The organism is Halobaculum sp. P14 (genome assembly GCF_051195155.1).
GTDB lineage: Archaea > Halobacteriota > Halobacteria > Halobacteriales > Haloferacaceae > JBNTKA01.
In genome coordinates, this window is sequence record NZ_JBNTKB010000001.1 from 604,646 (window position 1) to 628,472 (window position 23,827).

A 23,827-nucleotide genomic window follows, 5' to 3' on the forward strand; every position below is an offset into this window, starting at 1 on the left:
CTGATTTCCGTCCCGGGCGTCGAGGAGTCGTCGTCAGTCCGCCGTCAGTCCGTCGCCGGCCGCACGCCGAGTCGCGGCGTCACGACGACGACGGCGGCGACGAACGCCACGGCCTGCAGCCAGCCGGGGACCAGGTGGAGCAGCCCGAGCGCCTGCACGGCGCCGACGAGAATCACGAAGCCGCCGGCGACGAGCGTGACGTTCCCGGCGTAGGCCGCGACGGCGGGCGACGACGCGCCGTCCGCGAATCCGACGCCGGCGACGAGCGACGTCCAGCCGCGGTACTTGATGAGGTAGCCGACGAGCAGTATCGCCGCGCCGGCCAGCAGCGTCATCCACGGCTCCGGCGGGGCTCGGGCCATACCGAGACCGTCGCCGCCCCCGCCCCCTAATTCGCTCGGTCGCGCATCGTCGCGGTGGGGTGAGCGCCGAGTCGGCGCCCGGTCGGCGTCGACGAAACCGACAGGGCGCCGGCGGAGGAAGACGTTTTTACGGGCTGCTGCCGTGGACGCGGACATGACCGACTTCGGCGACTCCGACCTCGGCGACTTCGAGGAGTTCGGCGGCTCCGGCTCCGGCGACTCCGGGAACGCAGGCGGGTCCGGGAGCGCGGGGGACGCTTCCGGCGGCGGCGCCGCGGACTCGGACGGCTCGGTCGGCGGGGGCGGCGACCGCGCCGCGGGCGTCGACGCCGCCGGCGACGACAGTGTCGCCGGCGGTGACGGCGACCCGGACAGCGGCTTCGCGCAGTTCGCGATGGCGGCCGCCGACGCCGGGACTGCGGAGGCGCTCGGGACGATTTCGGTGGCGCAGGGGCTCCGCGTCTCCGAGGACGGCGACGAGACGAGCCTGCAGGCGTTCGTCACCGCCGGCAACCGCGAGGAGGTCCGCATCGGGACGTACCTGCTGGTGCCGTATCCGGACGGCGAGACGCTGTTCGCGCGCATCACGGCGCTGGAGTACGCCCAGGAGTTCCAGACGGACGACGCGACCGAGTTGACGGCGCGGCGGCGGATGCAGGGCGGCCGCGACGGCTTCACCGAGGCGGACTACAAGTTCGTCGCCGAACTCGACCCGGTGGCGGTGCTGTTCTCCGACGGCGACGGAGACGAGGCAGAACTGAAGCGGCGGATGGTCGACCGGGTGCCGAAGCCGGGCGCGCTCGTCCAGCAGGCCACCGACGCCGAGCAGATCAAGACCGGCCTCGCGATTCCGGAGGACGGCGTCTTCCTCGGGCACCTGTCGGTCGGCGGGGAGACGGTGCGGACCGCCGCGGAGCCGGCGACGGTGGACTACCGGCTGAAAGACGACTACGCCGACGGTGACCCGCTGGTGTTCCGGCACACGCTCGTCGCCGGCGGCACCGGCTCCGGGAAGACGCACGCCGCGAAGAACGTGCTGCGGCAGTACCTCGACCGGACGTACGAGATGGACGACGGCCGCGACGCCAACGCCGGCGTCGTCATGTTCGACCCGCAGGACGAGTACGCGCAGATGCACGACGACAACGACGCGGTCGACGCGGACTGGCAGCGCCGCCTCGAACGCGAAGGCATCTCCCACGGCGGCCACGACGACACCGTGGCGCTGGTACCGAAGGAGGCCGGCGTCAGCTACCCCGGGACGGGTCACCGGGCCGAGCAGGTGGCGTTCACCGTGCCGTTCAGCATCGTCGACGACTACGACATGCCGTGGCTCGTCGCCGGCGCGTCGCTGAACGAGAACCAGTACCCGGCGCTCACCAGGCTGCTCAACCGGTTCTTCCGGAACTACGACGGCGGCACCTACCAGCAGTTCCTGTCGTTCCTCGACGACCCGGCGCTCAAAGAGGAACTGGACGAGTCCGGCCGGGTGCACGAGGCGACGTTCGACGCCGTGAAGCGCCGCGTCCGCAGCATCCCGTCGGGCATCTTCGACCAGGACGCGAAGCCGATTACGGACCTCGACACGACGCTGGTCCGGCCCGGCGGCCTCACCGTGATTCCGACGTACCACCTGTCGTCGTCGCGGGCGAAGGAGATGTTCGTGCTCGCCGTCTCCGCGATGCTCGTCGACGACAAGCTGTCGAACGACCCGAACAGCGCGCGCGTCGACGAGACGCCGCTGGTGCTCGGGATGGACGAGGCGCACAACTTCCTGGCGGCGGCCGACAACGTCCAGGCGCGGAAGGTAATTCAGACGTTCACGGAGGCGGCCAAGCAGGGCCGGAAGGAGCGGCTCGGGCTGTTCTTGATCACGCAGGACCCGCAGGACGTCGCGGACGCCGTGTTCAAGCAGGTGAACACGCGGCTCGTGTTGAACCTCGGCGACGAGGACGCCATCAGCTCCGTCAACATCCCGCCGTCGCTCGCCGAGAAAGTGCCGTACATGGAGAAGGGGCAGATGGTGGTGTACTCGCCGGACAACTCCGAGCCGGTCGAAGTCACCGGCCTCCCGGTGTGCGTCACCCGGCACGGCGACTGAGCCGGCGGTCCGTGACAGGGGTTTTTGCCGGGCGGCACTGTACGGCGTCGCATGGACCGAATCCTCGTCGCCGTCGACGGCTCCGACCAGTCAGCGACGGCGCTGCGGTTCGCGGCCGAGGAGTGGCCCGAGGCGACGCTCGTGCTCGTGAACGTCATCAACCCCGCCGAGGCGGGCTACTCGACGACCACCGGCGTCCCCAGCGGCGCCGAGGAGTGGTTCGAGGGCGCGAAGGCCCGCGCGGAAGGGCTGCTCGAAGACGCCGCCGACCTGGTCGACCGCGACGTGGAGACGGACACGACGGTCGGCCGGCCCGCGCAGGCGGTCGTCGAGTACGCAGAAGAGCACGACGTCGACCACGTCGTCGTCGGGAGCCACGGCCGGAAGGGGATTTCTCGCATCGTGCTCGGCAGCGTCGCGGAGGAAATCGTCCGGTCGGCGCCCGTCCCGGTGACGGTCGCGCGCTGATTCGCCCCGCAGCGGCCCGCTCCCCGCCGACCACCGGCGTCGTGACACACCGACTCGGGACGTCGAAGTAACCGGGTTACGTCGGCGTCATCTCCCGGAACGCCCAAGTATTCGTGCCGGGGCCCCGGTTAAACAACCGGGTGGGCGAACCGTCCGCCGGGTTCTGTCCCCTCAAACCGCTGGAGCGGGTAGTCCGTCCATGGACTTCGAAGAAGTCGTCACGTCCCGACGCTCCGTTCACCAGTACAGCGACGAAGCGGTCGACCGCGAGACGCTCGAAGACATCATCGGGCAGGCGCGGTACGCGCCGTCGAGTTTCAATCTGCAGCCGTGGGAGTTCCTCGTCGTGCAGTCCGACGAGAACCGCGAGCGGCTCCGCGAGGCGGCGAACGACCAGGAGCACGTCACCGACGCGTCGGCGGCCGTCGTCGTGTTCGGGAACCTCGACCCGTCCGCGCACGCCGACGCCGTCTTCGGTGACTGGCTGGCGAAAGACTACATCCCGGACGAGGAGACGAAGGAGTACCTCGTCGACACGGCCGACGGCATGGCCGACCTGCCCGAGGCGGAGCGCCGCGTCTGGACCACCCGGTCGTCGGCGCTCGCCGCGATGTCGCTGATGAACGCCGCGTGGAACCAGGGGGTGGCGTCCTGCCCGGTCGGCGGCTTCGACGCGGACGCGCTCGTCGACGAGTTCGACGTCCCCGACGGCTACGAGCCGGTGCTGGTCGTCACGCTCGGCTACCCGGCCGAGGACGCCGACGACCTCGAGAACCCCCGGAAGTACCGTCGCCCGGTCGACGAAATCGCGCACTTCGGCGAGTTCGACCCGGTCGAGGAGACGACGCTCGCCGACGCCGGCGGTTCGGCCGACGCGGCCGCGACGAGCGACGACTGAGCCGGCCGCCCACCGGTTCGCCGCGTCTCCGACGCCCCTGTTTTTCATCGGCGATAGCCGGACCCGAGGGTTTACGGGCGGCGGACGCCGCGCCGGCGTATGGGAGTTCGGAGCGGTGCAGCGGGAGTGTTCGTGGTGTTGCTCGTCGCGGCGGTGGCGGTCGGCCCGGCGGTCGGCGCGGCCGGGACTGACTGTGCGGCCGACGGCGCGAAGAAACTGTGTTTCGCCGACGTGTCGCTGTCGACCGACCGGCTCGTCAGCGGGGAGTCGGCGACGCTGAACGTCACCGTGGAGAACCGCGGCGACGTCGCGGCGAACGCGACGGTCGTGCTGAAGACCGCGTCGCCGAACAACGAAACTGAGACGTTCAATCTCCGGGAGGAGCGGCTCGAACCCGGCGAATCCGTCACAGTGACCCAGCGGCTCGACGCCTCCACGCCCGGGACGCACGGGCTACAGGCGGTGCTGTACGGCGACAGCTACGCGCACGCTTACGACACCTCGGCGGTGCTGACGATGGTCGTCGAAGAGCGCGGCGGCCGGCTCGGCGGACCGGTCGACACGCCGGAGCTGGCGCTCGCAGCGCTCGTCGGCGCGCTCGCGGTGCTCGGCGCGGTCGTCCTGCGGCAGCAGTAACGGAGACGGAATCGCCGCGGCCGCCTCAGAAGATGTTGGCCTGCCGGTAGACGGAGATGCCGTCGTTCGTGATTTCGTACGGCTTCGTCTCGCGGCTGTGGTTCGCGTCCCGAATCTTCTGGATTTCGACGGCGAGCCGCGTCTCCCGGAAGTCCGACGGCCGGACGTACTGGAGGATGAAGACGGCGTCCGTGAGGTACTCGACGATGCCGTGCCGGGAGGCGTAGGCGTTGTCCTCGCTGGCCTCGGAGGTGAGCATCGTCGTGACCCCCGCCTGCTTCAGCGACCGCGCGAAGTCGAACACCTCCGAGCGGCGCTTCGACGGCCTGTCGTACATCATCTCCAGCAGCGACACGGAGTCCAGCACGAGCCTGTCGGCGCCGAACTCGTCGACGAGCCGCGAGATGTCGTCCCGCAGCGAGTCGAGCGAGTTCGCCATCTCGATGGGGTCCATCGCGACGACGACGAGGTCGCCGTCGTCGTGGTACTTCCGGTACGGCCACCCCTTCTCCTCGGCGGTCGAGATGATGGCGTCGCGGGACTCCTCCAGCGTGATGTAGACGCCCTTCCCGTCGTTTTTCAGCGCCTGGTTCAGGAACTGGAGGCCGAACGTCGTCTTCCCGGTGCCGGCGCTCCCGATGACGGTCATCAGCGAGCGCTGCGGGACGCCGCCGAGAATCATCTCGTCGAGCCCTTCGATGCCGACGTCGATGCGGTCGATTTCGGACTCGAACTCCTCCTCGTCGAAGTCGGTGCCGCCACCGCCGCCGCCGAATCCGCCGAACTCGTCTCCACCGCCCCCGAAGTCACCGAATCCGCCGCCTCCGCCTCCACCACCGCCGCCGAACTCACCGAACCCGCCTGATTCTCCCGACCCACCGCCGAAGTCGCCGAAGCCACCGCTTCCGCCGCCTCCGCCGAATTCGTCGCCGCCGCTGCCGCTACCGAACTCGTCGCCGCCGAATCCGCCGCCGCCCGACTCCTCGAAGCCGCCGCCGGGCGACGGCGCCTCGTCCATCGCGTCCGCGAACGACCCGCCGAACGGGTCGGACTCCGTGGCTTCGCCGCCGAACTCCTCCGCGTCACCCGGGGGCTGCTCCGACCGCTCCGCTTCGCCCGACTCCGATGGCTCGCCGAAACCGCCGCCGGACTCGCCGGTTGGTCCGCCGCCGGACTCGCCAGTCGGCTCAGGCTGTTCCGCTTCCGACTCCGCTTCCGCTCCGGCTTCTGTTCCCTCAGTTTCGGCTTCCGTCTCTTCGGCCTCGGCTTCCGTCTCCTCGGTTTCAGCCTCGCTCTCCGCGGATTCCTCCTCGCGGAGTGCGCGCTCGAACCAGTCCTCGTCGTCGTCACTCACGGCTGACCCTCCCGCCGCGTGGCCGTCCGGTGACGGGCCGGGCGGTCGTTCATGTGAGGCGGTGGGGCCCCGGCAGCCATGAATGTTCCCCCGGCGTCCGGTCGGCGCCCCGCGACGGCCGACGCTCGCGGTCCGCGTCGCTTCGGCCGGCCGCTGTCGGCGGGCTTTTCCGGGGGGCGGGCGAACCGCGGAGCATGAACGTCGGCATCGTCGCACAGCGGGGGAACGACCGGGCGGCGTACCTCGCCGCGGACATCCGCGACCGGCTGGAGTCGGTGGACGTCGCCGTCTCCGTCGACGAGGAGACCGCTTCGGCGCTCGGAGACGACGGCGACGGGACGCCGGTGTCGACCTTCGACGACTGCGACCTCGTCGTCTCCATCGGCGGCGACGGCACCTTCCTGTTCACGGCGCGCAACGCCGGCGGCACCCCGATTCTCGGCGTGAACCTCGGCGAAGTCGGGTTCTTGAACGCCGTCTCGCCGGACGACGCCGTCGAGGCGGTGCTCGACGAAGTGGAGGCGTATCGCGCCGACGCGCTCTCCGTCCGGGAGGCGCCGCGGCTCGCCGCCCGCTGTGGCGACTGGGAGAGCAACCCGGCCGCCAACGAAATCGTGGTGCAGGGCGCCCGCCGCGGCCACGGCGGCGGCGTCGGCTTCGAGGTCCGCGTCGACGGCTCGCTGTACTCCGGCGGCCGGGCCGACGGCGTCCTCGTCGCGACGCCGACCGGCTCCACCGCCTACAACCTCAGCGAACGCGGCCCGCTCGTCCACCCGGCGGTCGACGGCGTCGTCGTCAACGAGATGTGCGCCAGCGGCGGGATGCCGCCGCTCGTCGTCGACGCCGACGACGCGGTGTCGGTCACGCTCACCGACGCCGAACGGGCGGTCGTCATCAGCGACGGACGCGAACCGCACACCGTCGACGTCCCCACCGAGGTCGTCGTCGAAACCACGAGCCCGCCGGTCCGCATCGCCGGCCCGTCAGGCAACTTCTTCGACGCGCTTCAGAAACTGGAGTAATCCGCCGTAGCAGTGTGTTCTTTACCGGTTACGACGCCCCAAGAGCGGAGCCGCGGTGTCGACGGTGAAACCTCTCGCTGTCTACTCGGGTCGCTTGGAGCGTCGGCGATACCGGCCGGTCAGCCGGTCGGCCGGTCAGCCCGTCAGCGACCCCAGTCGGCGTCGGTGCGCGGCCGGCGGGAGACGGCGAGCACGTCGAGGTCGTCTTCGCGGTGGTCGAGCGCTTCGAGCGCGGCGGAGGCGGCGGCCTCCGTCGACAGGTACGGCACCTCCTCGGTGACGGCCGCGCGGAGCGCGTCCACCTCGTCGGAGAGCAGCAGGTCGATGTCGCCGGCGCGGAGCGCGGCGGTCACGTCGTCCGGCTCGGCGACGTCGTAGTACTCCGCGAAGCCGTCGAGCAGGTCGGCGGCGTCGTCGGTGCCGGGCGCCGGGAGGCTGTCGCCGACGGAGACGTACGCGACGGTGCCGTCGTCCGGGAGCCCCTGGCCGGCGGCGTCGAGCGCCTTCTCGTACGCCTTCCCGAACGTGGTCGCCGTCCCCATGACCTCGCCGGTGGACTTCATCTCCGGGCCGAGCCGCGGGTCGGAGTTCGGCAGGCGGTCGAACGGCAGGACGACCTCTTTCACGCTGACGTGCTCCGGAATCGACTCGGAGACGTCGAGGTCGTCGAGCGACGCGCCCGCCATCACCTTCGCGGCGAGCTTCGCGATGGGGACGTTCGTCGCCTTCGAGACGAACGGGACGGTCCGGGACGAGCGCGGGTTCGCCTCCAGCACGTACACCTCGGCGCCGTCGTCCTCCTCGCGGACGGCGAGCTGGACGTTCAGCAGCCCGACCGTGTCGAGCGCGGTCGCGATGTCCTCGACGACCTCGCGGACGCGGCCGAGCGTGTCGGCGCCGAGCGACTGCGGCGGGATGATGCAGCCGGAGTCGCCGGAGTGGACGCCGGCGGCTTCGATGTGCTCCATGACGCCGCCGATGAGCGTCTCCTCGCCGTCGGAGACCGCGTCGACGTCGAGTTCGACGGCGTCGGCGAGGAACTCGTCGACCAGAATCGGCTTGTCGGGCGACACCCGGACGGCCTCCTCGATGTACTCGCGGAGCTCGTCGTCGTCGTGGACGACTTCCATCGCGCGGCCGCCGAGGACGTAGCTCGGCCGGACCAGCACCGGGTAGCCGATGTCGCGGGCGAGCGCCAGCGCCTCGTCCTCGCTGGTCGCCGAGCCGCCTTCGGGCTGGGCGATGCCGAGGTCGTCCATGAGGCGGTTGAAGCGGTCGCGGTCCTCCGCGAGGTCCATCGCCTCGACGCTCGTCCCCATGATTTCGCAGTCGAGGCCGCGGCGGTCGAGTTCGGCTTCGAGCGGCTCGCCGACGCTGACCGACGTCTGCCCGCCGAACTGCACCATGACGCCGTCGGCGTTCGTGCGCTCGACGACGTCGGCGACCTCCTCGGCGGTGATCGGCTCGAAGAACAGGCCATCGGAGGTGTCGTAGTCGGTCGAGACGGTTTCGGGGTTGTTGTTGACGACGTGCGCGTCGATGCCCTGTTCGCGGAGCGCGCGGACCGCGTGGACCGAGCAGTAGTCGAACTCGACGCCCTGCCCGATGCGGATCGGGCCGCCGCCGACGACGACGACGGACTCGGCGTCCTCGTCGACGCGGACCTCGTCGGCGACCGCGCCGCCGACGCGCGGTTCGCCTTCGACGAGGCCGCCGTCGCTCTCGACGAGTTCGCCGGTGTTGCGCGCGGAGTAGTAGTACGGCGTCGTCGCCTCGAACTCGCCGGCGCAGGTGTCGACCTGCTTGAACGACCGGTCGGGCGTCGCCGCGTCGACGGTGTCGACGTCGACGTCGCCTTCGGCGGCGAGCTGCTGGTCGGTGAGTCCCGCGGCGGCGCCGTCGCCGAACTCGCCGTGCTGGGCGGCGTCGTACGCGTCGGCGACGTTCTCGAACCGCTCGACGTACCACTCCTCGATGTCGGTGAGGTCGATGACATCCTCGACGGTGTAGCCGCGGCTGAACGCCTCGAACATCGCGTACGGCCGGTCCGGGTTCGCGCGGACCAGGTACTCGGATTCGAGCTCTTCGTCGGAGACGTCGTCCCAGTCGACCGCCGGGTCGTACTCCGAAGAGCGCAGCGCCTTCGTCAGCGACTCCTCGAAGGTGCGGCCGATGGCCATCGCCTCACCGGTCGACTTCATCGCCGTGGACAGCTCGAAGTCGGTCTCCGGGAACTTGTCGATGGGCCACCGCGGCACTTTCGTGACGACGTAGTCGATGGCGGGCTCGAACGCCGCCGTGGTCTGGCCCGTGATCTCGTTTTCGATCTCGTGGAGGCGCTTGCCGAGCGCGACCTTCGCGGTGACGCGGGCGATGGGGTAGCCGGTCGCCTTCGAGGCGAGCGCGGAGGAGCGGGAGACGCGCGGGTTCACCTCGACGACGCGGTACTCGCCGCCGGGCGTGCCGTCGTCGTGCCACGCGAACTGGATGTTGCAGCCGCCCTGAATTCCGAGGTCGCGGATGACTTCGAGCGCGGCATCGCGCATCTCCTGATGGCCGTCGTCCGGGATGACCTGGCTGGGCGTCACGACGGTGGATTCGCCGGTGTGGATGCCCATCGGGTCGATGTTCTCCATGTTGCAGATGATGATACAGGAGTCGTCGGCGTCCCGCATCACCTCGTACTCCAGTTCGACCCAACCCTCGATGGACTCGGTGATCAGCACCTCGTCGTTCCGGGAGAGCCGCAGCCCCTTCCGGACGCGCTCGATGAGTTCCGGCATCTCGTCGACGACGCCGGAGCCGGAGCCGCCGAGCGTGTACGTGGTGCGGGCGATGACCGGGAGGCCGCCGACGGCGTCGACAGCGGCTTCGACGCGGTCGCGCAGCGTCTCCTCGTCCAGCCCGGCCATCGACTCGCCGTCGTCGAGCGTGATGGTCGTCGACGCCGGGACGGGCTGGCCGAGGTTCTCCATGCGCTGGCGGAACAGGTCGCGGTCCTCTGTGGCGTAGATGGTGTCGAGCGGCGTCCCCATGATTTCGACGTCGTGCTCTTCGAGGACGCCCTCCTCTGCGAGTTCGGCGGTGACGTTCAGCCCGGTCTGGCCGCCGAGGCCGGCGATGACGCCGTCGGGCTGCTCCGTCCGGATGACCTCCGCGATGGCCTCGGTCGTGATGGGCTCGATGTACACCTCGTCGGCCATCTCCGGGTCGGTCATGATGGTCGCCGGGTTCGAGTTCACCAGCACGACTCGCGCTCCCTCCTCCTGGAGTGCCCGGCACGCCTGCGCGCCGGAGTAGTCGAACTCAGCTGCTTGCCCGATCTGGATCGGCCCGCTGCCGATGAGCAGAATCGTCCTGGATTCCTCGGTCATTACCACATCGAAGTCCGCGTCTCGTAATAAGCCCGGCGACTCACGAAGAGATTCGCAGCAAAATTACGAAATTCGTAATGTTACTGTGTGCCACACCGAACGGGTGAGGAGTGACTCGCGCTCGCGCGTGCGGAAGCAACAGACTGGCCAGCAGCGACACCGACTCACGGAGCGGGTCGTCGGCGCTGCCGCGGATAATCAGCGTCGAGCGACGGTTCAGACGTAGACGTCGTCGGCGTCGAGGTCGCGTTCGTCCCGGTACTGGTCGACGAACTCCGCGACGTCGAACTCCAGCATCTGCCGTTCGAACTCCGTCATGGCCGCCTCGTCGTCGCCGTGGCTGACGGCGTGCTCCATCAGTTCGACGACGAGTTCGACGATGATTTCGTGGAGGCGGCGGGAGTCGAACGCCGTAATCCACAGCATCGTGTAGCCGACGTCGTGGTCCTCGCTGACGTCCTCGGCGACGACCTGCTCGGGGAACTCTTCGAGCACGATGCCCATGAGGTGCGGCGTGCCGAACTCGGGGAGCTCCTCGCTCGTGGTCTCGACGGCGTCGCGAAGCACGTCGACCAGGAATTCGGGGAGGAAGCGGTCCGGCGGATTCACGTCCGTCACGACCGCGTGCGCGTCGCCGCAGTCGCAGTCGAACTCCCGCATCCCCATGTCGACGTCGCGGACGCGAATCGTCTCGCCGCACGGCAACTCGACGGCTTCGCCCCCGCCGCCGGGGACGCGCGGCTCAGTCATACCAGCCGGTTCGCGCTCGGCTCGGTTAAAAAACGCGCTCCGCGGTCGGCGGCGCTGCCCGTGCCGGCGGCGCTACTCGTAGTCGTCGTAGCCGGTGTCGCTCTCCGGGTGGGCCGCGTCGGGGTCGCCCGGGACGTCGGCCGCAGGGCCCTCTTCGGCGACGCCGAGGTCGTCGCGGTCCGCCTCGGCCCCCGACGCGCCGCGCGCTTCCGACTCGCCGTCCGCCTCCTCGTGTGCGTCCCGTTCCGCGTCCTCCTCGTCTTCGCCCCCGTCCTCGTCCCGCTCCTCGTCGGCTTCGGCCTCGTCGTCCTCGCGGTGTTCGCCCTCGCGGCCGTCGCCGTCTTCGCGTTCCACCTCGACTTCGACCTCGATTTCGACGCCGTCGACCTCCAGTTCCGCCTCCGCTTCGGTGACGTCACCGGCCTCGATTTCGAGTTCGTCGTCGTCGATTTCGACCTCTACCTCCACGTCGACGGTCACGTCCTCGGCCATGCCACGGGGTTTGTGCGCGCCGCCTTTCAGCGTTGTCGCCGCCGTCCCGCGCGGTCGACCCGCGGCCGGCAGCGGACTGCTGCGGACGGCCGCCGAACCGGAGGCACTATTAACTCTCCAGTGTTGGTTAACAACATGGACGACGAAGCGGGTCACGCGGGCGGGGCGAACGCGGACGGCGGCGGGGCGAAGATGCGGCGCGAAACCGCGCTCGGCGGCGCGAGCGTCGCGCTGCTGGTCGCGACGTCGGCGGTGGCGTTCACGACCGGGCGCGCGACGCTGTTCGGCATCGCGTGGGTCGCGTTCCTCGGAATGACGGTCGCCGGCTGGTTCGGCGCGAAGACGCCGCAGGACCGGCCGCACCTGCTCGTCTGGGGGTACGGGCTGTCCGCCGGCGCGATGGTGACGAGCGCGGCCGTGTTCTTGCTGCCGCAGGCGATGCGGCAGAGCATGACGTTCGGCGGCTTCGGCGTCGCCACCGGGCTGCTCGTCGGCTTCGCGGCGCACACGCTCGGCCACCGGCTCGCGCACATGGACCTCCCGTTCGACCGGACGCTCGCTGAACTCACGGCGCACGCCGTCTCCGCGGGCGCCATCATCGGCATCATCTACGGCAACATGGAACTCGGCGCGCTGCTCGGACTCGCCATCGTCTCGCACAAAGGGCCGGCGGGCTACGCCGCCGTGCACCGCTACGTCGGCCGCGGCGGCGACTGGACCGCGATTCTGCTCCCGGCGGCCGGCGTCGGCGTCGCCGCCATCGCGTCGTCGTTCCTCGGCCTCCCCGCCTCCGACGCCGTCCGCGGCGTCGTCTTCGGGTTCGCGACCGGCGTGTTCGTCCACATCGCGATGGACTTCCTGCCGGAGTGCGAACTCGGCAGCGAGGTCCACGAGTCGCTCGAACACCACGACGACGCCCACCGGCTCCTCGACCGACTCCGCGTCCACGCCGTCGCCTCCACGGCGCTCGGCGGCGTCGCCGTCTTCGTCGGCTGGCTCCTCGTCGCCTGAACGGGACTCCGCGGCGTCGCCGCGGACGCCGGCGCTACCGGAGCCGCTTCACCTGCAGCGAGATGCCGGCGGCGGCCACGAACAGCAGCGCGAGGTTGAACGCCGCGTGGAACAGCGACCGGTACTCCGCGGCCACCCACTGATTGATGGTGGACGAGGCGGCGCCGTAAAACCGGAGGCCGGCGACGAGCGCGAGTAGCACCAGCGCCGACAGCAGCGCGTAGTTCAGGTACCGCCGGACGTTGCTCCGGGCGGTGCCACGGGCCCCGTCAGCGTCGGCATCGCCGTCGCGGTCGGTCACCTCGCGGTCCGCCGCCTCTCGGTCGGTCACCTTGGGCTCGGCGGATGCTTCGGCTCCGGTCGAGCCGCCGGAGTCGGACGGCTCGCCAGCGACGTCCGGGTCGCGTTGGGCTGTCGAGTCGGCGGAGTCGGTCGGTTCTGTCGTCTCTTCGGGTTCGGTGGTGTCGTCAGTCATGGGTGGACCTCCGTGCGAGCAGGGCTGCGCCGAGCAGCGCGACGACCGCGACGGCGACGCCGAAGCCGGGCGTCTGCGTCGCGGCCGCGGTTCCGTGCGGCGTCCGGGTCGGCGCCGCACCGCCGCCGTCCTCGGCGAAGTCGCCGACGTTGAACTCAACGTCCTGCTGGGTCTCGTTCGCGGAGATGGTTCGCGTCGGGTCGAGGTTCGCGACCGACCGCGCGGTGTCGATGATGACGCCGTCTTTGTACAGCACGGCGTCGACGTAGTAGTTGTAGTCGGACGGCACCGTGACGGTCGCCGCCGCGTCGGCGGTGCGGCCCGGCCTGATGGCGCCGACGTCGACGGTGGTGCGGCCGGCGACGAGGTTGGACTCCGCCTGCCGCAGTATCAGTTCGACGCGGAGGTCGCCGCTCGGCTCGTCGCCGGTGTTCGTCAGCGACGCCGCGACCCGCAGCGTCGTCGAGTCGCCGCTCACGGACTCGACGGACACCGCGAGCGACGGAATCGCGGCGCTCTCGGTGAACCTGACGTCCGTCCGGGCGTACGCCGGGGTCAGCGCCCGCATCCCCGACACCTCGGTCCGGTGGCGGTCGACGCGCTCGCCGCCGCGGAACACCGTCGTCTCCAGGACGTAGCCGCCCTCGCGGGGCACGCGGAGCGACGCGTTCACCGGGACGCTGCCGTCGTCCGTGACGGTGCCGAGGTCGACGGTCTCCTCGGCGCGGAGCAGCCCGGATTCGGCGTCGTACGCCCGGAACCGGACGGTGACGTTCGGCGTCGGGTTGCCGCGGTGGTCGATTCTGGTCAGCAGTCGGAGTTCGGCCGTCGCGCCGCCGACGTCGCCCGGCGTGACGGCGACCTCCGCCACCCGGACCGGGCCGGGCCGCGTCGGGCCGTCGTCGGGAGGGGCGACTACGCCGGGGACGGCGAGCGCCGACAGCGCGGCCACCACGAGCACCGCGGCGGCCGCGCCGGCGAACAGCTGTTCACGGGGCATCGTTCCCGAATCGAGCGGGCAGAGTAAACCCTTTGTGTCGCGACAGGTCGCGCGTACCCGAAACCGAGCGGCGTCGTCGCCGGGGACAGCGTTAGGTGCGCGGCGTCCGGGGAGGCGGTATGGCGGTCTACCTCGTCGCGACGAACTCGGCCGAGCGCAGCGAACTGCTCTGCGACTACCTGGCGCCGCGCGTCGACGACGCCGACCTGGTGCACGCCGTGAACTCGAAGCGCGGCGGCGACGACACGACCCGGGGCGACCTCCGGCGCGGCAAGGAGGCGCTCGCCGTCGTCGAAACCCGGCTGTCCCAGGAGACGACCGTCGAGACCCACCAGTTCGTCCGCGGCAACGACCCCGCCGAGGACCTCCTCGGCTTCGCGGACCGCAACGGCGTCGACGAACTCGTCATCGGCGTCCGGAACCGGAGCGTCGCCGCGAAACTGGTGTTCGGCAGCGTCGCCGAGGACGTCCTGTTGAATGCGGACCGACCCGTCCGCGTCGTGCCGACTCCGGAAGCGTAGCGCCGCCGCCCGAAAATCGCCGATAGCGTTATGCGGCGGCCGGACGGCGCAGTAGCCATGTTGTTCGTGCTCGCGACGAACTCGGTTCACACCAGCGCGGTGCTGGCGACGTACCTCCAAGACCGACTCGACGACGGCGACGAGGTGCACGCCGTGAACTCCCAGCGCGGCGGCGACGCCACCGACGCCGACGAGATTCGCGCCGGCGAACAGGCGCTCGAAGCCGTCGAGGAACGTCTCGGCGACGACGTCGTCGTCGAGACCCACCAGCTCGTCCGCGGCAACGACCCCGCCGAGGACGTCTTGAACCACGCCGACGACGTCGACGCCGACGAACTCGTCATCGGGATTCGGAAGCGCAGCCGCACCGGGAAGATGCTGTTCGGCAGCGTCGCACAGGACGTCCTGCTCCAGTCGAACCGGCCGATGCGCGTCGTGCCGCGCGAGGAAGTGTAGCGGTCGGCAAGGTAGCAGTCGGCAAGGTAGCAGTCGGCAAGGTAGCAGTCGGCAGACGGCGCGTCTCCGCTTTCCCGTCCGAGCCTGCGAAATCGGACCCAAACCGATATGAGGTGCGGCTGATAAGGCCGCGGTGTGTCCCCCGATACGTCAGCTCTCCACTCCAGCGTCGCGGCCGCGGTCGCCGCGGTTCTGGAGGCGATGGTCGCCGTCGCGTCGCGCTCGAAGAAGGCTGCAGTCCGGCTCCGACGGTGGGTCAGCGCCGCCGCCGGAGCGCTGTGGACGCGGACGAGACGCGCCGCCGACGTGGCGCGGCGCGTGGTGTCCGGCCCCGTCCGTCGAACCGTGACGGGGCCGCTTCGGGTCGCCGTCGTCGGGCGGCGAACCGACGTCTCGCTGCTCGCCGCGCTGCTGTCGCCGGCGCTCGCGCTCGTCGTCGCGTGGTGGGTCGGCTCCTCCGTCGGCTACTCGGCGCTCGAAGCCGCGGTTCGCGGCACCTGGACCGGCACGGACCCGGCGGTCGGCGTCTTCGTGGCGGCCGGCGCGCTGCTCGCGCTCGGCGCGGCGAACGCCGGGGTCAACTCCGGGCTGCTGCCGACGACGCTGCTCGTCGCCGCGCCGGTGTTCGGCGCCGCGGCGACGCGGTACGGCACCCGCGTCGCCTACGAGACCGGGGCGGCGGTCGTCTCGCTGCCCGAAGCCGTCGCGGTCGCCGCCGCGGTCGCCGTCGCGGTCGGCGCCCCGCTCGGCGTCGCCGCGTTCTGCCTCGGCGCCGCGGTCCGCCGCGTCGTCCGCGTCGTCGGCCGCGGCCCCGGGTCGTCCTCGCGGCCCGACAAGGCCTGACCGGCGGGCCGCCGCTCCGCTCCTGTTTCTCGACGTGGTCGTGTGGTCCCGCAGGCAGTGCCGCGCAGCGAAGTACAGACCGGGAAGCGTCCGGAACGCGTGTTACTCCAGGAGTTCTTCGGCGAGCATCGGCACGAACGTCCCGACGTCGGTCACCATGCCGACGGCCTGCGCCGACCCGCGGTCGAGCAGCTGCGTCACCGTCGCGGGGTTGATGTCGACGCAGACGACGCGGGTGGTCGACGGGAGGCAGTTGCCGACGGCGACGGAGTGGAGCAGCGAGCAGAGCATCAACACGAGGTCGGCGTCGCGGGCCTGCTCGCGGATGGCGTTCTGGGCTTCGACGGCGTCCGTGATGGTGTCCGGCAGCGGGCCGTCGTCACGAATCGAGCCGGCGAGCACGAAGTCGCGGTCGTTCGCGACGCACTCGTACATCACGCCCTCCTCCACGAGCCCCTCCTCGACGGCGGCCTCGATGCCGCCGGCGCGGATGACCTCGCTGATGGTGTAGATGTGGTGTTTGTGGCCCTTCCGCGGGTGCTCCATCGTCTCGACGTCCATGCCGAGGCTGGTGCCGTAGGTGGCGCGCTCCATGTCGTGGACGGCGAAGCCGTTGCCGGCGGAGATGGCGTCGACGTAGCCGGTGCGGACGAGGTCGGCGAGCGCCTCGCCGGCGCCGGCGTGGATGACCGCCGGGCCGGCGACGGTCAGCACGCGGCCGCCCTCCGCTTTGGTTTCGGCGATGGCTTCGGCGATGTCACGGATGAGCGACCGGGACGGTCGCTCGGCGGAGACGCCGCCGCGCATGAACCCGAACGGGCCGGAGCTGTCGCGGGGGCGCTCGGGCGGCCGGACGCGGATGCCGGCGTCGCCGGTGACGACGAGGTCGTCTTCCTCGATGGCGTTCAGCACCTTCGTCTCGGCGGAGACGGCGCCGGTGACGGTGACGTCGCCGTCGTCGCCGCGGACGACGCCGTCGACGACGACCGCACAGTCCATCTCGATGTTGTCGACGGGCACCCAGTCGCCGTCGACGCGGACCTCGGTCGGGTGGTTCGTCGTGGAGTAGAAGCCGTCCGGGACGACGCGGTCGGCGGGCGCCGGCGTCAGCGTCGCGTCCGTCGGCGACGCGAGCGTCGCGCCGGACTGGTGGAGTTCGTGGAGAATCGGGTACAGCTCGGACTCGTCCGCCGCGATGACGCGCATCCGGCAGTACGACTGCTGGTCTTTGTGTTTCCCGACCTCGAACTCCTCGATTTCGAACTCGCCGCCGAAGTCCATGACGACGGTGAACGCCCGCTCCATCAACCCCGAGTCGATGATGTGCCCCTCCAGTTCGACGACGTCGCTGACGGCCATAGCGGACGGTCGGGAGCCCCGGAGGAAAAACTACCTACACGGGCGACCGCGGCGGCTCACAGCGTCGCGTCGAGGAACGCGAGCTGGTGGCGGACGACCGCCTCGAAGTCGTCGTGGAAGGCGTCGAAGTGGTTCATCGGCCGGCGCAGCACCGTCGGGTCGGCGAGCGCGTCGACGAACGCCTCGGTCGCCCCGGCCGGGACGACGGCGTCGTCCGCGGCGACGACGACGAACGCCGGGCAGCGCACCGCGTCGGCGTCGGCGACGGCACGGTAGCCGCGGAGCGCGGAGAGCCCGCGGGCCGGCGTGCGGTTCTGCCACGTGGACTCGCGCGGAATCAGCTGGACGTAGCCGTCCTTCGCGCCGGGCGCGTTCAGCACGGCGAACTCGTCGGGGTCGCCGTACACCTTCACGTGGTGCGGGCGGCCGACGAGGCCGCCGATTCGGTCGCGGAGCCCGGCCGCCGCCGCGCGGAGTCGACTCCGGAGTGAGTCGCCGCCGCCGAGCAGGCCGCCGTCCGGAATCGGGGTCTGTGCGACGACGGCGTCGACGTCGTACCGGTCGGCGGCGACGGAGACGGCGTAGCCGCCGGCGAGCGACGCGCCCCACAGCACCAGGTCGTCGCCGACGTCGTCGTGGCCGGCGGCGAAGTCGGCGGCGGCGGCGACGTCGTCACACTGCCGGTCAGGAATCACGGCCGGGGCGTCGCGGGCCGAGGCGGCGTCGCGACCGGAGACGGACCGGCCGATGCCGCGGTAGTCGACGGTGAGCGCGGCGTAGCCGGCGGCGGCGAACCGCTCGGCGAACCGCGGCAGCCCGAAGGACGCCTCGGCGGCGAACGGCGGGGCCATGACGACGGCCGGCGGGTCGTCGGCGTCCGCGGGGAGGTACAGCGTGGCGGCGCACTCGGCGTCGCTGCCGTCGACGGGGACCGTGACGCGCCGCGTCGCGAACGCCTCGCGCGACGGCCGGTTCTCGCCGCGGCTCCGACTCACTGTCATAGCGACCCGTACCGGTGGCTCCGACTTACCGGTTCCGGGCGGAAGAACGGGCGGCGGAGGCGCGGCGGATGGGGGGATCGTCAGAGGCACACGGGTCCACCGCGCCCGTCGCCAGATTCCAGTGTTCGCTCACACTACTTAGTCGCTCGGTGAAACGCAGTTCACTTTGTGTCCGAGAGCCGAAAGGAAAAGTCGGCCGCGGGCTGAAACTCGGCGGCGACCGGCGAGCGTCGGCCGAGTCGCCGCGGCAGCGGCTGGGCGAATCGCGAGTCGAACCGAGGACGGCAGCGAAGGAGGACGAGGCGGAGTCGAGGCGGTTCCGGCGCGCCGCTACCCGTCGAGGTGCGCCGCCGGGACGCCGAGTTCGGCGCAGACGAACCCCCAGCGCTCGGCGTTCTCGCGGACCAGCATCGACGTTGGCTTGCCGACGCCGTGGCCGGCGTCGCCCTCGACGCGCAGCACCACCGGGTGCGGCCCGACGTTTCGTTCCTGGAGCAGCGCGGTCATCTTGCGGGCGTGGCTCGGGTGGACGCGGGTGTCGCCGAGCGCCGTCGTGAACATCGTCGCCGGGTAGGCGGCTTCCGGGGCGTTGTGGTACGGCGAGTAGTCACGGAGGTACGCGAACGCCTCCGGGTCCTCCGGGGAGCCGTACTCGGAGGTCCACGACGCGCCGAGCAGGAACCGGTGGAACCGCAGCATGTCCAACAGCGGGACGTGACACAGCGCCACCCGGAACAGGTCGGGGCGCTGCGTGAGGAGCGCGCCGACGAGCAGGCCGCCGTTCGACCCGCCGGTGACGCCGAGCCGGTCCGGGTCCGCCCAGCCGCGGTCGCCGAGCCCGGACGCGACCGCGACGGCGTCGTCGAAGACGCGCTGTTTGTCGCCGCGGCGGCCGGCGTCGTGCCACGCCTCGCCGTACTCGGTGCCGCCGCGGAGCGTCGCGAGGACGTAGACGCCGCCGGCGCGGAGGAACGGGAGCCGGAACCGGTCGAACGTCGGCGTCCGGTTCACGCGGAAGCCGCCGTAGCCGGTGAGCACCGCCGGGTTCGACCCGTCCGGCTCCACGTCGCCGCGCCGGACGACGAACGCCGGAATCTCGGTGCCGTCGGCCGACTCGAACCACTCCTGTGTCACTGCGACGTCGAAGTCGACGTCGGTGTCCTGCGCGCACAGCGTCTGCGTCGCGCCGGTGGCGACGTCGGCGCGGCGGACCGCCGGCGGCGACGCGAACGACTGCACCGAGAAGTACGCGGCCGGCGACGAATCCGCGTCGGCAGCGTCGCCGCCGCGGGCCTCGTCGGCGCCGTGGACGCCGTGGACGGTCGCGTGCGCCGGGACGTCGACGTCGCGTTCGCGGTCGCCGTCGCGGCCGAACACGACGAGTTCGGAGGCGGCGTCGCGGTGGTAGTGCGCGAGCAGCCGGTCGCCGACCGGTTCGACGCCGCGCAGCACCGCCTCGCGCTCCGGAATCAGCTCCGCGAAGTCGTCGGGGACGGACGGGGCGGCGTCCGCGCCGACGACGTCGTCCACCGGAGCGGAGAGGACCCGTGAGTACGGCGCGTCGAGGTCCGTCACCAGAAGCAGGTCGTCGCCGGCGAGCGTCGCGGAGAAGACGGCGTCGTGGCCCTCCAGCACCGGCGAGAGCGACGCCGCCGCCGGGTCGCCGCGATAGCCGTACAGGTCGGTGCGCTCCCAGCCGTCCATGCACTCGACGACCAGCGCGTCGCCGTCGGTTTCGAGCGTCGGCCACACCTGCTCGTCGAAGTCGGCGGCGACAACCGGGTCGTCCGCCGGGTCCGGGTCCGCGTCGACGCCGAGCCGGTGGTGGCGGAGCTCCTTGTCGAGCTGACCGCCGTCGGTGTCGTCTCCGTCAGTATCGTCGTCGCCACCATCGCCGTCGCTCCCTTCGCCGCCGTCCGCGCTGCCGGTGGCGACGTAGTAGAAGCCGTCTGCGGCCGCGGCGCCGTCGCTGACGGTCCACGCGAACCCGCCGGCGTTGGTCCGGCCGGTGCCGGCGAGCGTCTCCAGCGTCTCGCCGGTCGCGACGTCGACGACGTGGACGTCGTACTGCTCGTCGCCGCCCTCCGCGACGCCGTACGCGAGCCGTTCGCCGTCCGGGCCGGGGACGAACCAGTCGACCGAGGTGGTGCCGTCGCCGTCCCAGTCGTTCGGGTCGACGAGCGCGCGGCCCGACTCCGGGTCGCCGACGTCGGCGTCGGCGTCGTCCGCGAACACGTACAGCACCGGCTGTTCGTCGGCCGGGCGCTTCACGGACTGGAACAGCCGGTCGCCGGCGGGCGTCACCGGGCCGTAGTCGGTGACGCGCGCGAGGTCGTCGAACCGCTCGGCGAGCGCGTCCCGCTGGTCGGTGTCGAGGACCGCGTCGGCGTAGTCGTCCTGAGCGTCGGTCCACTCGCGGACCTCGTCGGTCGACTCCTCCAGCCAGCGGTACGGGTCGGTGACGGACTCGCCGTGCAGCTCCTCCGTGACGGGGCGGCGCGGCGTCGCCGGCGGCTCCGGGTCGGTCATACAGGGAGGCGACGCCGCGGCGGCAAAAGCGGGCGGTCACCCGCCGCGGCTTGCCGGAGTCAGCGGCCGAACAGCCGTTCGCGGAGCGTCCGGTCGCCGGCGCGTTCGGCGAGCAGCACGGAGCAGTCGACGTCGTCGACGACGTCGAGCGCGAGCGCGCCGCTGAACAGCCGCGAGAGCAGGCCGCGTTCGGAGGCGCCGATGACGACGAGCGAGCAGTCGGCGGCGGCCGCCTCGATGGCGGCCTCCGGGTCGCCGCTCTCCACGAGCAGTTCGGCGTCGGAGAGGTCGTGTTCGGCCGCCCAGGTTTCGAGGAAGTCGCGGCCGGCGTCGACGTCGTCGGCGACGTGGAGCAGCCTGACGGTGGAGCCGTACGCCGCGCGGAAGTCGCGGGCGACGGCGGCGGAGAGGTCCGAGTCCGGGCCGCCGGCCGTCGGCACCAGCACCGTCTCCGGGTCGAAGCCGCGGTCGCGCAGCACGAGGAAGTCGCAGGGCAGGTCCTCGGTGAGTTCGTCGGTGCGGCTCTCGACGCGGCCCGGGGCGCCGTGGCCCTCCGGCCCCCAGCCCATCACGACGAGGTCGGCGTCGTGGGTCGCGGCGGCGTCGAACACCTCCTCGAACGACTGGTGGGAGACGATGGTGTGCGTCTCCACGGGGACGCCGAACTCCTCGGCGTCGATGCGGGCCTCGTCGAGCAGGTCGTCGCTGAGTTCGTCGAACTCGTCGACGTGGTCGGCGGCGTACGACAGCGTCGTCTGGTCGGGCACCGAGACGATGTGGACGGCGTCGACGACGCCGCCGCGCTGCTTCGCGATGCTGGTCGCGAGCCGCATCAGGTCGGACTCGTGTGCCGGGTTCGCGAGCGGCACCATGACGCGGAACTCGCCGCCGTCAGGAGCGACGGCGTCGGCCGCGCCGACCGCGGCGTCCGGCATCGATTCGGAACGCTGGCGGACGTACGCCGAGAGCGCGCCCTCCGCGGTCGTCCGCGACCGGACGTAGCCGAAGTACCAGAGCACGGCGAACAGGACGAACGCGGCGCCGATGAGCACGACCGTCGGCTCGATGTAGCCGATGAGCGCGATGGACGCCACCACGCCGAGAATCGGGACGGCTGGGTACAGCGGAACCGTGTAGCTCGGGTCGTAGTCCGCGACGTCGGCTTCCCGCATCACGATGAGCGCGAGGTTGAGCAGCGCGTAAATCACGAGGTGGAGAACGGAGCCGAGCGTCGACAGCGTCTGGACGTCCGCGAGAACGATGAACGCGAGGATGAGCCCCCCGGTGACGGCGATGGAGCGGTACGGCGTCCCGAACCGCTTGTGAATCTCGTTCAGTTCGGGGGAGACGATTCGGTCCCGCCCCATGGCGAAGTTGATGCGCGAGGAGGCGAGGATGGACGCGTTCGCCGACGACGCCGTCGCGAGCAGGCCGCCGACGAGCATCGCGACGGCGCCAGCGGGACCGAGTACGAGCCGCGCCACCTCAACCACCGCGATTTCGCCGTCCGGGAGCCCCGCGATGAACCCCTGTTCGACGGCGGCGCTCATCACGAACAGCACCAGCGCGTAGATGACGGTCACGATGACGACGGAGCCGATGACGGCACGCGGAAGGTTCTTGCCGGGCGATTTAATCTCCTCCGCGACCGACGTAATCTGGACGAACCCGAGGTAGGAGACGAAGATGAGTCCGGTCGTGGACACCATCGGCCCGAATCCGGTGCTCGCCGGGAGGTTGGCCGGGTCGGATTGGAGGGCGCCGACGAACGTGAACACGGCGAGGATCGCGACGAGGACGACCACGATGACGTTCTGAATCTTCCCGGTCTCCTTCGCGCCCACGTAGTTCACGAGAACGAACGTCGCCGCCGCAGCGACCGCCACGGCCTTGACTCCGACCGGAATCGCGACCTCGACGACCGGGACGACGACGGAGCCGCCAGTGATGTTGGCGACGTACTCGCCGAAGCCGACCATGTAAAAGGCGGAGGCGAACGCGAGCCCCATCCAGTTCGCCCAGCCGGCGACCGACCCGAACAACGGGCCGAGCGCTCGGTTCACGTAGTAGTAGGCGCCGCCGGATTTCGGCATCGCCGTCCCGAGCTCCGAGGCGGAGAACGCGGTGAGAATCGCGATTGCGCCGCCCAGGACGAACGAGCCCACCGCGAACGACCCGGCCCGCGAAATCGCCATCCCGGGCAGGACGAAGATGCCGGCGCCGATCATGGTGCCGACGCCGATGGTGAGCGCGGCGAGCGGGCCGAGGTCCTTCGCGAGCTCCTCGTCGCTCACCGCCGCCACCTCCGCGCGACGGCGAGTCGCGGCGCGGCCGCGCTCATTCGCCACCTCCGGGGTTCGGGAGGCTGACGACCGGCCGGTCCGCGTCGGTGACGAGCCGGAGCGTCACGTCGCCGGTGAGCAGCCGGACGAGCCGGCCGCCGCCGCGCGGCGTGAACACGACCGCGGAGGCGTCGACGTCGCGGGCGACGTCGAGGATGCCGTCGACGACGTCGGTCGCGTACACGGTTTCGGTCTCCGTCGGGACGTCCGGGAGGCCCTGCCGGAACGCGTCGAATGCGTGTTCGGCCGCGGTTTCCCGCTGTTCGACGCCGGCTTTGTCGGGCGCGCCGCCGGCCTTCTCGACGACGTGGACGACGGTGACGTGGCCGACCGCGTCGGCGTGTGCTGACAGCGCCGCGGCGGTCGCGGTGGCGTCGTCCGACTCGGCGACCGGGACGACGACCGTGTCGAGCAGTGCTGTCATGGCTGTCCCTCCGCGCGACGGAGCCGGTGGCGCCTCGGTGCGTGCCGCGCCGCGGCGCTCGTCGCTAATCGATGCATACCGGCCGGTGGGGCTCCGCCGAATTAAGTACTCCCCACGCGGTCAGTCCCGGCGCCGGAACAGCCGCGCGAACAGCGAGGTGATGCCGCGGTGCCGCCTCGCCATGATGACCGTGCTGCGCGAGCGGCGGATGACCGCTACCGGACGTCGTCGAGCGAAACCGCGGCGTCGACGTCGACGGTGACCCACGAGGTTTCGAGCGACTCGGGGTCGTACACCGTCACCGACCGGGGCTGGTTACCGTCGTCGTAGAGGAATCGAAGCTCGAACTTCGGCAGGTCGGTCAGGGTGCTCCCGTCGAGTTCCGCGCGCCGGTCGGTCGTACTCATCG

General features: G+C 71.2%; 22 protein-coding genes. 9 read left to right on the forward strand and 13 right to left on the reverse strand.

The window, feature by feature from the left end; genetic code table 11:
• Positions 1–44: 44 nt before the first annotated feature.
• Complete coding sequence (locus tag ACQUS7_RS03065; RefSeq protein WP_435127805.1) at positions 45–362, reverse strand: hypothetical protein; 318 nt, start codon at positions 360–362, stop codon at positions 45–47.
• Between the two features lie 154 nt (positions 363–516).
• Here ACQUS7_RS03065 and ACQUS7_RS03070 point away from each other — a divergent pair, with 154 nt between their 5' ends.
• From ACQUS7_RS03070 to ACQUS7_RS03085, 4 genes are all read left to right on the forward strand, one after another.
• Positions 517–2,463 carry an ATP-binding protein gene (locus tag ACQUS7_RS03070; protein ID WP_435144509.1) on the forward strand — a complete coding sequence of 649 codons (1,947 nt, stop codon included), beginning with the start codon at positions 517–519 and terminating at the stop codon, positions 2,461–2,463.
• Between the two features lie 51 nt (positions 2,464–2,514).
• Positions 2,515–2,931, forward strand: a complete 417-nt coding sequence (locus ACQUS7_RS03075; protein ID WP_435144511.1) for a universal stress protein — start codon at positions 2,515–2,517, stop codon at positions 2,929–2,931.
• A 199-nt stretch (positions 2,932–3,130) separates the two neighbouring features.
• Positions 3,131–3,829 carry a nitroreductase family protein gene (locus ACQUS7_RS03080; RefSeq protein ID WP_435127799.1) on the forward strand — a complete coding sequence of 233 codons (699 nt, stop codon included), beginning with the start codon at positions 3,131–3,133 and terminating at the stop codon, positions 3,827–3,829.
• Between the two features lie 99 nt (positions 3,830–3,928).
• Positions 3,929–4,465: a CARDB domain-containing protein gene (locus tag ACQUS7_RS03085; RefSeq protein ID WP_435144515.1), complete on the forward strand. Its 537-nt coding sequence runs from the start codon at positions 3,929–3,931 to the stop codon at positions 4,463–4,465.
• 25 nt (positions 4,466–4,490) lie between these two features.
• On the opposite strand, the gene ACQUS7_RS03090 is transcribed toward ACQUS7_RS03085, so the two are convergent.
• Positions 4,491–5,819 carry a KaiC domain-containing protein gene (locus ACQUS7_RS03090; RefSeq protein ID WP_435144517.1) on the reverse strand — a complete coding sequence of 443 codons (1,329 nt, stop codon included), beginning with the start codon at positions 5,817–5,819 and terminating at the stop codon, positions 4,491–4,493.
• Positions 5,820–6,013: 194 nt separating this feature from the next.
• Between ACQUS7_RS03090 and ACQUS7_RS03095 the strand changes: the two genes are divergently transcribed.
• Positions 6,014–6,841 (forward strand): NAD(+)/NADH kinase, encoded by an 828-nt coding sequence (locus tag ACQUS7_RS03095; RefSeq protein ID WP_435127793.1) that lies wholly within the window; start codon positions 6,014–6,016, stop codon positions 6,839–6,841.
• Positions 6,842–6,984: 143 nt separating this feature from the next.
• Here ACQUS7_RS03095 and carB read toward each other — a convergent pair whose 3' ends face one another.
• The 3 genes from carB to ACQUS7_RS03110 all read right to left on the reverse strand — a co-directional run bounded on the left by carB (position 6,985) and on the right by ACQUS7_RS03110 (position 11,457).
• Positions 6,985–10,215, reverse strand: a complete 3,231-nt coding sequence (gene carB / locus ACQUS7_RS03100) for a carbamoyl-phosphate synthase large subunit (protein WP_435144520.1) — start codon at positions 10,213–10,215, stop codon at positions 6,985–6,987.
• 216 nt (positions 10,216–10,431) lie between these two features.
• Positions 10,432–10,965, reverse strand: a complete 534-nt coding sequence (locus tag ACQUS7_RS03105; protein WP_435127790.1) for a DUF5815 family protein — start codon at positions 10,963–10,965, stop codon at positions 10,432–10,434.
• A 72-nt stretch (positions 10,966–11,037) separates the two neighbouring features.
• Positions 11,038–11,457: a hypothetical protein gene (locus ACQUS7_RS03110; protein WP_435127788.1), complete on the reverse strand. Its 420-nt coding sequence runs from the start codon at positions 11,455–11,457 to the stop codon at positions 11,038–11,040.
• Positions 11,458–11,649: 192 nt separating this feature from the next.
• Between ACQUS7_RS03110 and ACQUS7_RS03115 the strand changes: the two genes are divergently transcribed.
• Complete coding sequence (locus tag ACQUS7_RS03115; RefSeq protein WP_435145236.1) at positions 11,650–12,468, forward strand: ZIP family metal transporter; 819 nt, start codon at positions 11,650–11,652, stop codon at positions 12,466–12,468.
• Between the two features lie 34 nt (positions 12,469–12,502).
• Here the strand turns inward: ACQUS7_RS03115 and ACQUS7_RS03120 are convergent, their stop codons facing one another.
• Together ACQUS7_RS03120 and ACQUS7_RS03125 are read right to left on the reverse strand one after the other, a co-directional pair.
• Entirely contained in the window at positions 12,503–12,943 is a 441-nt protein-coding gene (locus tag ACQUS7_RS03120) for a hypothetical protein (protein WP_435144524.1), read from the reverse strand.
• Entirely contained in the window at positions 12,936–13,943 is a 1,008-nt protein-coding gene (locus ACQUS7_RS03125; protein ID WP_435144526.1) for a DUF7490 domain-containing protein, read from the reverse strand. The genes ACQUS7_RS03120 and ACQUS7_RS03125 overlap by 8 nt, the downstream gene beginning before the upstream one ends.
• A gap of 119 nt (positions 13,944–14,062) precedes the next feature.
• Between ACQUS7_RS03125 and ACQUS7_RS03130 the strand changes: the two genes are divergently transcribed.
• From ACQUS7_RS03130 to ACQUS7_RS03140, 3 genes are all read left to right on the forward strand, one after another.
• The gene (locus tag ACQUS7_RS03130; protein WP_435144529.1) at positions 14,063–14,464 is read left to right on the forward strand and encodes a universal stress protein; all 402 of its coding nucleotides are present in this window, start codon (positions 14,063–14,065) and stop codon (positions 14,462–14,464) included.
• 57 nt (positions 14,465–14,521) lie between these two features.
• On the forward strand, positions 14,522–14,920 hold the full coding sequence (locus ACQUS7_RS03135) for a universal stress protein (RefSeq protein ID WP_435127780.1): 399 nt from the start codon (positions 14,522–14,524) through the stop codon (positions 14,918–14,920).
• A gap of 135 nt (positions 14,921–15,055) precedes the next feature.
• Positions 15,056–15,763: a hypothetical protein gene (locus ACQUS7_RS03140; RefSeq protein WP_435127778.1), complete on the forward strand. Its 708-nt coding sequence runs from the start codon at positions 15,056–15,058 to the stop codon at positions 15,761–15,763.
• Between the two features lie 102 nt (positions 15,764–15,865).
• Here the strand turns inward: ACQUS7_RS03140 and ACQUS7_RS03145 are convergent, their stop codons facing one another.
• The 6 genes from ACQUS7_RS03145 to ACQUS7_RS03170 form a co-directional block, all read right to left on the reverse strand.
• Complete coding sequence (locus tag ACQUS7_RS03145; protein WP_435144533.1) at positions 15,866–17,122, reverse strand: TIGR00300 family protein; 1,257 nt, start codon at positions 17,120–17,122, stop codon at positions 15,866–15,868.
• 56 nt (positions 17,123–17,178) lie between these two features.
• Complete coding sequence (locus ACQUS7_RS03150) at positions 17,179–18,123, reverse strand: alpha/beta hydrolase (RefSeq protein ID WP_435144535.1); 945 nt, start codon at positions 18,121–18,123, stop codon at positions 17,179–17,181.
• 330 nt (positions 18,124–18,453) lie between these two features.
• The gene (locus ACQUS7_RS03155; protein ID WP_435144537.1) at positions 18,454–20,652 is read right to left on the reverse strand and encodes a prolyl oligopeptidase family serine peptidase; all 2,199 of its coding nucleotides are present in this window, start codon (positions 20,650–20,652) and stop codon (positions 18,454–18,456) included.
• A gap of 59 nt (positions 20,653–20,711) precedes the next feature.
• Positions 20,712–22,946 carry an amino acid permease gene (locus tag ACQUS7_RS03160; RefSeq protein ID WP_435144539.1) on the reverse strand — a complete coding sequence of 745 codons (2,235 nt, stop codon included), beginning with the start codon at positions 22,944–22,946 and terminating at the stop codon, positions 20,712–20,714.
• Positions 22,947–22,989: 43 nt separating this feature from the next.
• Positions 22,990–23,418: a universal stress protein gene (locus ACQUS7_RS03165; RefSeq protein ID WP_435127768.1), complete on the reverse strand. Its 429-nt coding sequence runs from the start codon at positions 23,416–23,418 to the stop codon at positions 22,990–22,992.
• Positions 23,419–23,633: 215 nt separating this feature from the next.
• Positions 23,634–23,825 carry a hypothetical protein gene (locus tag ACQUS7_RS03170; RefSeq protein WP_435144542.1) on the reverse strand — a complete coding sequence of 64 codons (192 nt, stop codon included), beginning with the start codon at positions 23,823–23,825 and terminating at the stop codon, positions 23,634–23,636.
• Between the last annotated feature and the right edge of the window lie 2 nt (positions 23,826–23,827).